The organism is Sorangium sp. So ce185 (assembly GCF_051526825.1).
GTDB classification, from domain to species: domain Bacteria; phylum Myxococcota_A; class Polyangia; order Polyangiales; family Polyangiaceae; genus Sorangium; species Sorangium cellulosum_D.
This window is the reverse complement of sequence record NZ_CP150316.1, coordinates 1,708,962-1,721,729: the sequence shown is the minus strand read 5'-3', so window position 1 is coordinate 1,721,729 and position 12,768 is coordinate 1,708,962. Positions and strand designations below refer to the sequence as shown.

10 protein-coding genes are annotated in these 12,768 nt (G+C 71.0%); 9 read left to right on the top strand and 1 reads right to left on the bottom strand.

Annotated features, from left to right (window positions below; translation table 11 throughout):
- The first annotated feature begins 98 nt into the window (after positions 1-98).
- From WMF26_RS06310 to WMF26_RS06290, 5 genes are all read left to right on the top strand, one after another.
- A complete protein-coding gene (locus WMF26_RS06310) occupies positions 99-1,187 on the top strand; it encodes a Gfo/Idh/MocA family protein (protein WP_437999566.1) in 1,089 nt (362 codons plus the stop codon).
- On the top strand, positions 1,184-2,194 hold the full coding sequence (locus tag WMF26_RS06305; protein WP_437999565.1) for an NAD-dependent epimerase/dehydratase family protein: 1,011 nt from the start codon (positions 1,184-1,186) through the stop codon (positions 2,192-2,194). The genes WMF26_RS06310 and WMF26_RS06305 overlap by 4 nt, the downstream gene beginning before the upstream one ends.
- The gene (locus WMF26_RS06300) at positions 2,191-4,716 is read left to right on the top strand and encodes a hypothetical protein (protein ID WP_437999564.1); all 2,526 of its coding nucleotides are present in this window, start codon (positions 2,191-2,193) and stop codon (positions 4,714-4,716) included. Before WMF26_RS06305 ends, WMF26_RS06300 begins: the two co-directional genes overlap by 4 nt.
- A gap of 73 nt (positions 4,717-4,789) precedes the next feature.
- On the top strand, positions 4,790-5,755 hold the full coding sequence (locus tag WMF26_RS06295; protein WP_437999563.1) for a hypothetical protein: 966 nt from the start codon (positions 4,790-4,792) through the stop codon (positions 5,753-5,755).
- 122 nt (positions 5,756-5,877) lie between these two features.
- Entirely contained in the window at positions 5,878-7,254 is a 1,377-nt protein-coding gene (locus tag WMF26_RS06290) for an O-antigen ligase family protein (RefSeq protein ID WP_437999562.1), read from the top strand.
- A gap of 75 nt (positions 7,255-7,329) precedes the next feature.
- Here the strand turns inward: WMF26_RS06290 and WMF26_RS06285 are convergent, their stop codons facing one another.
- Positions 7,330-8,061, bottom strand: coding sequence for a sugar transferase (locus tag WMF26_RS06285; protein WP_044985571.1), 732 nt, complete (start codon positions 8,059-8,061; stop codon positions 7,330-7,332).
- 92 nt (positions 8,062-8,153) lie between these two features.
- On the opposite strand from WMF26_RS06285, the gene WMF26_RS06280 reads away from it, so the two are divergent.
- From WMF26_RS06280 to WMF26_RS06265, 4 genes are all read left to right on the top strand, one after another.
- The gene (locus WMF26_RS06280) at positions 8,154-8,714 is read left to right on the top strand and encodes an ATP-binding protein (protein WP_020733226.1); all 561 of its coding nucleotides are present in this window, start codon (positions 8,154-8,156) and stop codon (positions 8,712-8,714) included.
- Entirely contained in the window at positions 8,711-9,010 is a 300-nt protein-coding gene (locus WMF26_RS06275) for an STAS domain-containing protein (protein WP_044985570.1), read from the top strand. The genes WMF26_RS06280 and WMF26_RS06275 overlap by 4 nt, the downstream gene beginning before the upstream one ends.
- A gap of 324 nt (positions 9,011-9,334) precedes the next feature.
- A complete protein-coding gene (locus tag WMF26_RS06270; protein ID WP_061621413.1) occupies positions 9,335-10,891 on the top strand; it encodes a GumC family protein in 1,557 nt (518 codons plus the stop codon).
- The gene (locus tag WMF26_RS06265) at positions 10,884-12,716 is read left to right on the top strand and encodes a hypothetical protein (RefSeq protein ID WP_437999561.1); all 1,833 of its coding nucleotides are present in this window, start codon (positions 10,884-10,886) and stop codon (positions 12,714-12,716) included. The genes WMF26_RS06270 and WMF26_RS06265 overlap by 8 nt, the downstream gene beginning before the upstream one ends.
- Positions 12,717-12,768 lie beyond the last annotated feature (52 nt).

Below are 12,768 nucleotides of genomic sequence, written 5' to 3'. Positions count from 1 at the left end.
GCCTCGCTGCGATCGCCGCGCGCCGGCCACCCCGCGCGCGGCGACAACCCCGAGAGCCTAGCTCTCGCCTGCCCCGTTGCGGTACGCTCCGCCGCCCCATGACCCTCAAAATCGCGATCGTCGGCTGCGGCAAGATCGCCGACGGCCACATAGAAGAGATCCAGAAGATGCCGGAGCGGGCTCGGGTCGTCGCCGTATGCGACCTGGAGCTCCTGATGGCCGAGCAGATCGCGGTGCGCTACGGCATCCCGAGCCACTACGACTCGTTCGACCGGATGCTCGACGTCGAGAAGCCCGACGTCGTCCACATCACCACCCCTCCGCAGTCGCACCTGTTCCTCGCGCGGCGGGCCATCGAGGCCGGCGCCCACGTCTACGTGGAGAAGCCGATTGCGCTGAACCTCTCGGACGTGCGGCGCCTCATCGAGCTCTGTACCGCCGCCGGGAAGAAGATGACCGTCGGCTGGGAGTACAACTTCGATCCGCCGGCCATCGAGATGCGGCGGCTCATCGGCGACGGCGTGCTCGGCGACCCCGTCCACGTGGAGAGCTGCTTCGGCTACAACCTCTCCGGCCCCTTCGGCGCGGCGCTCCTCGGCGACGGCTCGCACTGGGTCCATCGCCTCCCGGGCAAGCTGTTTCACAACAACATCGATCACCTGCTGAACAAGATCGTCGAGTTCGTGGACGACGAGCAGCCGAAGGTGACCGCCACGGCCTACGCCCTCCGGGAGAAGCGGTTTGGCGACGCCCGCGACGACATGCTCGACGAGCTCCGCGTCACGGTGCAGGGCGCGCGCGTCAGCGCCTACGGGACCTTCTCGTCGCACGCGCGGCCGCCCGGGCACTTCCTCCGCGTCTACGGCACGAAGAACACGCTCCACGTCGACTACACGAGCCGCACGGTCACGCTCGACGCGTCGCCGAAGCTCCCGAGCGCCATCGGGCGCGTCGTCCCCGCCTTCGATCAGGCCCTCTCGTACCTGCGCGAAGGGGGCAAGAACGTGGCGAGGTTCGCCCGCAGCGACTTCCACTTCTTCTCGGGGATGAACCGCCTGTTCGGGCTCTTCTACGACAGCATCACGCGGGGCGCCGAGCTGCCCATCTCGTACCGGGACATGATCCGGGTCGCGTGGATGATGGATGAGATCTTCCGGCAGGTCCCGCAGGAGAAGGCGCGCACATGAAAGTCCTTGTCACCGGCTCCAACGGCTTCCTTGGGTCGGCCCTCGTCGACCGGCTGCTCGCCCACGGCGAGACCGACCTCCGCTGCCTCGTCCGCCCCGCGAGCAACCGCGCGCGGCTCGAGGAGATCGAGCAGCGCCGCGGCGTCCCCCTCGAGGTCGTCGTGGGCTCCCTCGCCACGAAGGAGGCCGCCGAGCGCGCGGTCGAGGGCGTCGACGTCGTCTACCACGTCGCCGCGGCCATGGGCGGCGCGCCCGCCGACATGTTCCTGAACACCGTGGTCGCCTCGAAGAACCTGCTCGAGGCGCTGGTCCACACCGGGAGGTCGCCGCGCGTCGTCCTCATCAGCTCCTTCGGCGTCTACGGCGTGGCCGACCTCCCGCGGGGGTACATCGTCGACGAGAACACGCCCCTCGAGGCGAAGCCCGCGCAGCGGGATCTCTACTCGCAGGCGAAGCTCCGGCAGGAGAAGCTCTTCTGGGAGTACCAGGCGCGCTACGGCTTCCCGCTCACGGTGCTCCGCCCCGGCGTCATCTACGGCCCGGGCGGCAACGCCTTCTCCAGCCGCGTCGGGATGAGCCTGTTCGGCGTGTTCCTGCACCTCGGCGGCAGCAACATCCTGCCGCTCACGTACGTCGACAACTGCGCCGAGGCGATCGCCGTCGCCGGCCGGAGCGAGGTCGCGAAGGGGCAGGTCTACAACGTCCACGACGACGACCTGCCCACGGCCGACGTCTACCTCGCCCGCTACAAGCGCGAGGTGAAGCCTATCCGCTCGCTCAAGGTGCCGTATTTCGCCCTCGCCGGGATATCGAAGCTCGTCGAGCGCTACCACGCCTACTCGAAGGGGCAGCTGCCGGCGATCTTCACGCCCTACAAGGCCGCGACCTCGTGGAAGGGGAACCGGTTCGACAACACGAAGCTGAAGGCGCTCGGCTGGAAGCAGCTCGTCTCGACGGAGGAGGGCCTGCAGCGGACGTTCGCCTATCTCCGGGACCGCGCGACATGACGCGTCGGCGGTCGCTTGCGTCGTGCGCGCCCCTCGCGCCGCTCGCGCCGGTCACGCTAGCGCTCGGCCTCGCGGGCCTCTCCGCCGGCTGCGACCGGCGGATGACCCCGGGGCCCCCCGCGGTCCACAGCGGCGCGGATCCGCAGACGCAAGCCGCCGCCGCGGCCGTGCAGGCGGCAGCGCCGGGCGTCGCGGCGCCGCGCTTCGAGGCGCCGCCGGCCCCGCCCGCCGCGCCGGTCACGGGGCACCCGCGGCTCTGGGTGCGCGCGGCCGACCTGCCGAAGCTCCGGGCGCGCGCCACGCCGGCGAACCCGATGTTCAAGGAGCTCGCCGCCGTCGCCGCCGAGGCCGCGGCCGCGATGGACAAGGGCAGCATCCCCTCCGAGGGCGACTGCGAGTTCAGCCGCGTCTACTGCGAGGCGCACGCCGAGCTCTTCGCCTTCATGTCGCTCGTCTCGAGCGACGAGGCGGCCCGCAACGACTACGCCGCCCGCGCGCGGAAGATCCTCCTCTACATCGTCGACCGCGTGAACAAGGGGGATCCGAAGGATCCCTTCAACCACCCCAAGTTCTCGACCGGCGACCGCGCCCGCTGGGCCGGCGAGTCGTTCGGCCTCACGGTCGACTGGATCTACGGGTACCTCTCGCCCCAGGACAAGGCGGCGATACGGCCCGTCTTCCTGCGATGGGCGGAGGCCCAGCTGACCTCGTCGACGACGAGCCACGACCACCCCGAGCCGGCGGGCAAGCTGAACGACCCGGCCCTGCTGAAGGAGCCGCGGAAGCGCAGGTACGCCGTGAACAACTACTTCACGTCGCACATGCGCAACCTCGCGCTGATGTCGCTCGCGTTCGACGAGGCCGACGATCCGCCGGCCCCGAACCACAAGGGCACCTACCCGCGGCTCAGGGACTACTTCGCCAACGTCACCGGGGCGTGGCTCTACATGACCGACAGCGTCCTCCGGAACGACGCGCGGGGCGGCACGCCGCCGGAGGGCTTCCAGTACGGCCCCGCGACGCTCGCCTACGTGACCCAGACGATGCTCGCCATCCAGACGGCCGGCGAGGCCGACCCGGCGAAGTGGGGCCCGCAGGTGCACCTCGACGGCAATCCCTTCTGGCACGAGTTCATCCCGGCCCACCTCCACAGCCTGAGCCCCGCCGCGCCGGCGGGGCGGATCGGGCCGACCCACGAGGCCGCGTGGACGGGCGACGGCCAGCGCTACGAGTACACCGATCACATCGATCCGTTCGCGGCGCTCGGCCTCCACGCCCAGAACAGCGGCAACGCCGAGCGCCTCAACGCGCTGCGCTGGATGGCCGTCCACGCGGGCCCGGGCGGCGCCGCCGGCCTCGCGCGGCGCGCCCGCTCGCAGCTCGGCCAGGTCCACAAGCGCCACTCGATCCTGTACTTCCTGCTGATCGACCCGGCGGTCACCCCGACCGATCCGCGCCCCTCCGTCCCGCTCACGCACTACGGCCCCGGCATGGGCCAGGTGTTCGCGAGGACGAGCTGGGGCCCCGAGGCGGCGTGGTTCCAGTTCCAGCTCGGCTGGGAGCACATCGACCACCAGCACGGCGACGGCCTGAGCTTCGGATTCTACCGCGGCGGCGAGTGGCTCACGAAGGAGCGCATCGGCTACGGCGCCTTCTTCGGCAACTCCGAGCAGCACAACACGCTCGCCGTCGAGAACGACAGGAACCGCCGCCACGACGACCCGAACCGCGGCGGCCTGTGGCAGCGCGGGTCCCAGTGGCCGCTCGTGCACACGCACGATCCCCGGGTGCTCGCGAAGAGCTTCGCGCAGGACTACGTCTACGTCCTCGGCGACGCGACCGCGCTCTACAACTCCGACTACGAGGACATCCACGACGTCACGCACGTCAGCCGCTCGCTCGTGTGGCTCAAGCCGGACCACCTCGTCATCTACGATCGCGCCGCGACGGGCAAGGCGGGGCGGTTCAAGCGGTTCTTCCTGCAGACGCCGAGCGCCGCGCAGATCGCGGGGAAGCTCGCGACCGTCACGACGCCCAAGGGGCAGAAGCTCTTCGTGACCGCGCTGCTGCCGGAGAGCGCCGTCCTCGTGGCCGAGCCGTACAAGCCGACCGGCACCTGGGACACCAAGCCGGCCGAGTTCGAGCCGATGCTCGCGACCCTCAGGACCGAGCCGCCGGCGCCGATGCCGAAGGACGCGCGCTTCCTCCACGTGATCGAGGGGGCCGCCGCGGGCGCCGCGGCGCAGCCGGCGACGCTCGTGCGCACGAAGCAGGGCACGCCGTACGCGGGCGCGGCGGTGAAGGGCACCCTGGTCCTGTTCCCGGTCGCGCTGGGCGCCGTGTCCCAGGTGCAGTTCACCTCGCTGCCCGGCGTCACGAGGCACCTCGTCACGGGGCTCACCCCCGGCGCCTCGTACGACGTGATCAGGGAGCCGGCGAGCGGCGGGGACGAGATCACGATCCGCCCCGGCTCCGGCGCCAGCGCCGTCAAAGCCGACGAGGGCGGCGTCCTCGCGCTCTGAGCCGGCGGCTTGTCCTCGGCGCGCCGCGCTGCGATAATTTAGCTTCCCTGCCCACGTCCTCCACGGAGATGCCATGAGCAAGAAGCACCTCGTGTCTGCCGGCGCATTCCTCGTCGCGCTGGGCGCCCTGTTCATCCCCATCGAGGGCAAGGCCCCCGCCGCCACCGGCCCCATCGCGAAGGCCGGCTCGCTCGACCTGTCGGGCTTCTCGAGCGCCCCGCCCGGCGCCCCGCTGGATCTGCTGTTCATCCACCACTCCGTCGGCGGCCAGCTGCTCGCGGACCCGGGCCCCGAGAAGGAGAAGGCGTCGTGCGTCTACGAGACGCACCCGAACGGCGGCGGCCTCAAGAAGCGGCTCCTCGAGCAGGGCTACCGCGTCCACGAGGCCTCCTACGGCAGCGCGATCGGCGAGGACACCGACCTCTTCCACTGGGCGCCCAAGTTCCGCGACAGGATGGACAGCGTGCTCCGGGTCGCGCTCAACGACCAGAAGCACCCGGACGGCGTGGTCAACCGGATCGTCGTCTTCAAGTCCTGTTATCCGAACAACCGCTTCGTCGGCGAGGGCGCCGCCCCCGGCAACCCGGCCGGCCCGGAGCTGACCGTCTGGAACGCGAAGGCCACGCTCTCGTCGCTCCTGCCCGAGCTCGCGAAGCGCAAGGACACGCTGTTCGTCTACATGACCGCCCCGGCCAACATCCTCAAGCGCTCGAAGGAGCCCGCCTGGAAGTGGAGCGCGAAGAAGATCCTCGGCAAGCCGTCGGAGGCCGAGGTCGCGCAGCGCCAGGCCGACCTCGCCCGCTCGTTCAACAACTGGGTCAAGTCGCCCGAAGGCTGGCTCAGCGGTTATCCGGAGAAGAACGTCGTCGTCTTCGACTACTACGACGTGCTCACGAACAAGGGCGAGTCCAACTTCTCGCAGCACGGCTCGGAGGGGAACACCGACAACCACCCCTCGCGCGAGGGCAACGAGAGGGCCGCGGACGAGTTCGTGCCGTTCCTGAACCAGGCCGTGCGCCGCATGGGCCTCACCACGTAGCGTCGCGCGCGCGGCGACGGCGATCTCGCCGGGAGGCGCCGGCGCAAGCCGCTTGACGCGGGCCGCGATCCTCCGGAACGTCCCCCTCCACCCGAACCGCGTCTTCGCTGAGGACCCTCGTCATGCTCGCGCTCCCCGGGGTCATCCTTCTCATCATCTTCATCTACGGCAGGCCCCAGGAGTGGGACGAGCGCTTCGAGAGCCTGCCGTTCCTGTACCTCTGGCTCGCCCTCGCCTTCATGGGCATGGGCCTCGACCTCGCCCTGGGCAAGGTCAGGCTGAAGGCGACCCCGCAGCTGCGCTGGGCGATCGTCGTCTACTTCTGGTGCGTGCTCACGCTCGGCCTGCGGAACCCCGCCGAGTTCTCCGAGGGCTTCGTCTCGATCAGCGTGACGTTCGTCCTCTTCTTCCTGATCGGGCACAGCCCCGAGGGCTTCAAGGGCTTCCAGAAGCTCGCCGGCACGGTGCTCATCATGGGCCTCTTCGTGGCGGGCGTCGCGGTGCACCAGGGGTTCTCGTCGTTCCAGTGCCTCGCGATGACGCAGACCATCGGCGGCTCGCGCGGCGAGGCCGGCATCCCCGACGGCCGGCCCTGCGAGATGCGCGTGGACTGCCGCGAGGGCCCCGGCGCCGATCCCGAGGCCGAGTACCTGTGCGAGCGCGTCGGCCTCTTCAAGACGTCGACGATCAACGGCCGGGTGCGCTGGCGCGGCGTGCTCCAGGATCCGAACGAGCTCGCGCTCACGTCCGGCATCGTCCTGCCGTTCAGCTTCGCCCTGTTCGAGCAGAAGCGCTCGTTCACGCGCGCGCTCCTGGTCCTCGTCTCGCTCCTCGTGATCGCGACCGCGATCATCCTCACGCAGTCGCGCGGCGGCCAGCTCGTCTTCGCGACGGTGCTGGGCGTCTACTTCGTCAAGAAGTACGGCGTCCGCGGCGCGATCTTCGGCGCGGTCTTCGCGGCGCCGCTCATGCTCCTCGGCGGCCGCGGCGGCGGCGAGGCGGACGAGTCGGCGAACGAGCGCACGGAGATCCTGGCCGAGGGCCTGCTCATCTACCGGGCGTTCCCGCTGATGGGCGCGGGCTTCCGCCAGTTCACGGAGCACCACTGGCTCACCGCGCACAACGCGTACCTCCTCGCGCTCTCGGAGCTCGGTCCGCTCGGGATGTTCGCGTGGACGGCGATGATCTACCTCACGCTGAAGATCTCGCTGGTCGCGCTCAAGCGGTACGAGCACGGCGCCCAGTTCGCGACGATCCGCGCCTGGGCCATGGCGGTCATGGCCGGGTTCTGCGGGATGATGGTCGGGATCTTCTTCCTCTCGTTCACCTACCACTACGTGCTCTGGATCTACTTCGGCCTCGCGGGGGCGCTGTACTGCGCCATCCGGAGCGTCGATCCGAACTTCTCGATCCGGCTCGAGAAGCGCGACGTCTACCGGCTCATCCTGGCCGACCTCGCCATCGTGCTGGTGATCTTCGTGCTCAGCAAGCGAGCATAGCGCCGCCCGCCGGCGATCCCGCCGGGGATCGCTGGCGCGCGGCGCTGGGGCGGCCGCGCCGGGCGCGGCGCCGGCTCAGCGCCCGAGGCCGAGGACCATCACGAGCGGCGTCTTCAGGATGATGGAGAGCTCCATCGACAGGAACGTCGAGAGCTTCTCGAGCGACGCGGCGTACGCGAGGTCGAACAGCAGCTTCATCCGCATGTCGTCGGCCTCGGCCCCCTCCGCCTCCTCGAGGCCGAACGGGTTCGTCAGCGTCGCCTCGAACGCGGCGACCTCGCTCTCCGCCGGGGCGCGGCCGGTGTAGCCCAGCGACACCTGCGCGAGCCCCGTGATGCCCGGCTTGATGTCGCGCATCCGCTCCTCGAAGAACGGGATGGCGAGCGCCAGGTTGACGAGCAGCTCCGGCCGCTCGGGGCGCGGCCCCACGATGCTCATGTCGCCCATGAGCACGCTCCAGAACTGCGGGATCTCGTCGAGGCGCGTCTTGCGCAGGAAGCGCCCGACGCGCGTGATGCGCGGGTCGTCCTGCTGCGCGAGCACGGGCCCGGTCATCTTCTCGGCATCCACGCGCATGGAACGGAACTTGCGCATATGGAATTCGACGAACCGCGGGTAGCTCACGCCATCCCGAACTTCCGTGCCGATCAGCATGCCCGCGCGGCGCTGCATGTAGAAGATCGGCCCGGGCGACTCGAGGTAGATGGCCGCGCCGATGATCGGGTAGAGCGGGAGGGTCAGCGTGAGACCCACGAGCGAGCCCGCGATGTCGATCGCACGTTTCGCTACACGAACGCCAGGTGTCACTGTTTACCTTGTGGCTCCCATAGTCGAGAACGTGGTAGGGTACAAGCTCGGATGGAGGTTTGGGCGTGATCCGACTCCGCGTACCAGGTTCGTTGACCTATCGCCACCTCGCCCTCCGCGTGGTGGCGGCCGCATGCAAGATGGCCGCGCCTGGGAGGGTCGAAGGCGGATCGCCCGGCCTGACCCAGGAAGACTTCGAGGACCAGACAGTCTCGGCGTTCGGGGAGGCGTTCAACAACATCGCGATTCATGGATACCGGGCTGGCCCGCCCGGCGACGTGGACATCGAGATCGAGTCCGACGCGGACGGCATCATCATCCGCCTGATGGACACGGGATGCAGCTTCGACCCCGCGGCCATCGACAACCCTCCCATCGACGACCTCCCCGAGTCCGGCATGGGGCTCTTCATCATCAAGTCGTTCATGGATGAGGTCGATTACTGTCCCGGCAGCCCGAATGTCCTCCGCCTCGTGAAGCGGCGGGAGGGCAGCTCGTGCGTCGCCGGCGACGGCAGTGAAGGCAGCAGCGAACAAGAGCATTCCGATGCCGATTTCGCCGAGGCGACGGGGCATCGGACGAGCAGTTTCCGAATGCGGAGCGTCTCCCGCTTGGGCGCAGCCCGCGCCGCTGGGGGAATCAAAATCCAATGAGCTATACGCGGACCGATAACGGCAATGAGACGGTTGTGCAGTTCGAGGGGACCCTCGACGCGGTGACCGCACCGGAGTTCAGGACGTTGGTGGACGAGCTGGTGGCCGAGAACCGGCAGAACATCACGCTCGAGCTCTCGTCCCTCCGGCTGATCGACAGCTCCGGCGTCGGCGTCATCGTCTCGCTGTTCAAGCGGGTACGAGCCAACGGCGGCCAGGTGCGCATCGTGGGCCTCCGGGATCAGCCGCGCGCCATCTTCCGCCTGCTGCGCCTCGATCGGGTGTTCCCCACGTGACGCTCCGGGGCGGCGCGCTCGCCGCCGGCCCTGCGGCAGCGGCCGGTGCCGCGCGCGGGGGCGCGCGGGGCGGGGGCGCGCAGGGGCGAGGGCGCGCGGGGACGGGAGCGCGCCGCGCGCCGTGATCCTGGCCACGCCGCCTCACGCGTGTGCCGGGGGCGTGATGGGCTCGGGGCCAGGATCACGGCGCGCGGCGAGCGCGGGCCGCGTGCAACAAGCTGGCGCTCGGGCGGCACACGTCTACGATAGGCAGCCGTCCGCCGGACGTAGGTGCGCGTTCTCCGGGTCGGACGGAGCAAGGGCAACCTTCGAGGAGCGCGAACAATGGACAAGAAGATGAACCAGCAGACCTCCGGGCCTCTCCCGCCCCAGGAGGCGCTCGGGGCGCTTCCCGTCGATGCGACGGCGCGACCTGCGGGTCCGCAGCCGCCCAGCATCAGCGCGATGATCAACCGGACCCTGGCGCACTGGTACGTGGCCGTGCTCGTGGCGCTCGCGGGGATCGCGTTCACGGTGCTCGTCGTGCAGTCGAGGAAGCCCGCGTACCGCTCCGAGACGGTGATCTTCTACCGGGAGGGCGTGAAGGCGACGTACCTCGGGCCGGACGGGCCCGACCCGCTCCGCACCCTCTCCGCGCGCCTGAAGGAGACGCTGCTCGCGCGCTCCAACCTCGAGAAGGTCGTGACCGAGTTCAACCTCTTCCCCGACGTCCTCGAGAAGCGGGGCATGGTCGACGCGGTCGACCGGCTCCGCATGAAGATCACCTTCAAGGCCCGCTCGACCGACACCTTCGCGATCTCGGCCGAGGGGGAGACGCGCGAGCAGGCGCAGGAGGTGACGCAGCGGCTCGCCGACATCCTCGTCGAGGAGACGACGCGCATGCGCAGGTCGCAGGCGAAGCTGACCAACGAGTTCCTCGACGCCGAGCTGAAGCGCGCCGAGCAGGACGTCGAGAAGGCGGAGACCGAGCTCGCGGCGTTCCTGGCCGAGCACCCCGAGTTCGCCGCCGAGCAGGCCGCGCCCGGCGGCGCGCAGACCGGCGCCGCCATCCGCGCGCAGGAGCGCCGCTCCACCACCACGGACCCGACGCTGGAGGCCCTCGAGCGGCAGGCGCCCCGCCTGCGGGCCCGGCTCACCGGCAAGCCGGAGCAGGCGGCGCCGAGCGTCGGGGGGGCGCCCTCCCCCGTGCTGGTCCGCCAGAGGGATCAGGCCGAGCAGGAGCTCGCGACCGCGCGGCGGGACCTGGCCGACAAGCAGTCCCGGTTCACCGAGCAGCACCCGGACGTCCGGGCCGCGGCCGCCCGCGTGAGCAACGCCGAGGCGGCGCTGCGGCGCGCCGAGGAGGCGCTGATCATGCCGCCCGCGCCGGTCGTGGAGGTCGCCGCGACCGACGAGGCCGAGAAGGCGAAGATCAAGGCCCAGCTCGCGAAGATCGAGCGGGAGATCGCCGCGCGCAGGAGCGCGAAGATGGGGAACCCGGCCGACGCGAGCGAGACGGCCAAGGCGATCATCAACACCGAGACCGAGTGGTCGCGGCTCAGCCGCGAGAAGGCGCGCGCGCAGCAGCGGCTCGCCGACCTCGAGGGCAAGTCGTTCCGCGCGGAGATGGCCGCGAGCTCGGAGCAGGGCGGCTACTCGGCGCAGATCGAGGTGCTCGACCCGGCGTACAGGCCGAGCGCGCCCTCGAGCCCGTCGCGGCTGATCCTCGCCATCGCGGGGCTCTTCGTGTCCGTCGCGGCCGGGATCGCCGCCGCGGCGGCGCGTGGCATCGTGCTCGACGATCGGGTTTACGACATGGAAGATATCGATCGAATGGCGCTCGCTCCGGTGCTCGTCGTCGTGCCGGCCAACGCGCGCGGGCCCCGAGGACGCCGTGGCTGAAACAGGCGGAGCTGAGCCGGGGAAGCCCCCGCCGGTCGCGTCTCTGGAGCGGGCGCTCGATCAGGTCTGCGACTTCCTGAGTCGCGCGGAGCAGACCGCGCGGGTCCGCGCCCTCGTCATCGAGGCGCGCCGGCTCCGCAACGTGGTCGGCAACTGGCGCTCGATCGCGCCGGATCCGGACGTGCGCGAGGAGATGATCGCCCGCGTCCTGCGCCTCGCCAACGACGCCGAGGACGTGGTCTCGGCGGAGCGCCCGAGCCAGGACGACTCGGGCGCCGCGTTCGACTCGCCGACCATCCGCCACGACCTGCCGCACGCGGGGCAGCACGGGATGGGGCTGCGCCTCGGCCCCGGGGCGGCGGCCGGCGGTCATCCCGGCATGCAGGCGCCGCTCCGGTCGCCGCCCCAGGCGGCGGCGATGTTCCTGGCGGGGCTGTCCGGGGAGCACGGGGAGCACGGCGCGCCTCACGGCCACCCGGCGATGCACGGCGTGCCCGCGCCCGCGCTGCCGCCCGGCCCCGAGCGGCCCTACGCGGCCCCGGTGGTGACGCGCGTCGTCGATCTGAGCGCCACGCTGAGCAGCCCCGGGCTCGCGCCGAGCGGCCCGGGCGCGCCGGCGATGCCGGTGCCGATCGAGCGGGTCATCGCGCCGCCGGCGCGCGACGTGGGCGTCCGCGAAGCGGCGCCGCACGCCGCGGGCGCGCCGCCCCTGGAGCGCTCGTTCAGCGGGACGTTCCCCTCGCCCCCGTCGCTCGTCTTCGACCGCGTGGTGCCGGGCGCCGCGCGCGAGGTGACGGTGCGCGAGGTGCCGCAGCCGCAGCCGCAGCAGCCGCCGCCGCCCGAGAGGCCGCTGGAGCGCTCGGGCACCGCCACGTTCTCGTCGCCGCCGTCGCTCATCTTCAACCGCGTGGTGTCGACCCCGGCGCAGCAGGCCGTGGACGCGAAGCTGCAGTCGCTGGATCCGACGTTCGAGGAGCCGCCGTCGCTGCACATCGAGCACATGCGCTCGCTGCCGAGCGGCCCGGAGAACGCCGGGCTGCTCCCGGAGGAGGGCCTGGGCGGCTTCGGCGAGGTCACCGTGCGCCCGCTGCCGCTGCCGGACGCCGTGGCTCCGAGCATCGTGATGATCCACGCGCCGTACTCGCCGCAGGCGGACGCCTACCGGACGCTCCGGCGCAAGCTGCCGTCGGCCGTCGGGACCACGATCGCCGTGACGAGCGCCGGGCCGGGCGAGGGCAAGACGTCGTGCGCCATCAACCTGGCGCTCGCCCTGCGCGAGACCGTCCGCGGGAAGATCCTCCTCGTCGAGGCGAACATCCGCCAGCCCGGCATCGCGAAGGCGCTGCGGTTCGATCCCCCGAGCTGCTTCAGCGAGCAGCTCCAGCGCCACGCCGCCGATCGGTTCGCCCCCTGGGTCGTGGTCGACCAGGCGGCGCCGGCGCCCGCCGTGGCGCCCGGCGACGACGGCCTCGACTCGTCGGACAGGAACGCGGCGCCGGCGGGCGGCAGGTCGCCGGACCCGAGGCTCTCCCTCCAGACGCCGGTCCACATCCTGGCCGTCGACCCGCGCACGGAGCGGCCGCCGATCCTCGACGCGGTGGCGTTCTCGAGCGCGATCGAGAGCCTCAAGCGCGCGGGTTACTCGTACATCATCATCGACACGCCCCCCGTGCTCGGCAGCATGGACATGAACGTGATCGGCGACTCGGTGGACGGCGTGATCCTGACGTCGCAGGTCAAGAAGTCGACCCGCAAGGCGATCCGCCAGGCCATCGAGCAGCTCCGGCCGGCGCCCATCCTCGGTGTCGTCCTGCTCGACGCCTAGCTCCGCGTGTCAGAAATCCCGCCAGGGATTGCTGACGCGCGGAACTGCGGCG

Bases quoted from the DNA above. Each gene is read 5' to 3' on its own strand.
- WMF26_RS06300 (WP_437999564.1), top strand. From the start codon at position 2,191: ATGACGCGTCGGCGGTCGCTTGCGTCGTGCGCGCCCCTCGCGCCGCTC.
- WMF26_RS06305 (WP_437999565.1), top strand. From the start codon at position 1,184: ATGAAAGTCCTTGTCACCGGCTCCAACGGCTTCCTTGGGTCGGCCCTC.
- WMF26_RS06310 (WP_437999566.1), top strand. From the start codon at position 99: ATGACCCTCAAAATCGCGATCGTCGGCTGCGGCAAGATCGCCGACGGC.
- WMF26_RS06270 (WP_061621413.1), top strand. From the start codon at position 9,335: ATGGACAAGAAGATGAACCAGCAGACCTCCGGGCCTCTCCCGCCCCAG.
- WMF26_RS06290 (WP_437999562.1), top strand. From the start codon at position 5,878: ATGCTCGCGCTCCCCGGGGTCATCCTTCTCATCATCTTCATCTACGGC.
- WMF26_RS06275 (WP_044985570.1), top strand. From the start codon at position 8,711: ATGAGCTATACGCGGACCGATAACGGCAATGAGACGGTTGTGCAGTTC.
- WMF26_RS06295 (WP_437999563.1), top strand. From the start codon at position 4,790: ATGAGCAAGAAGCACCTCGTGTCTGCCGGCGCATTCCTCGTCGCGCTG.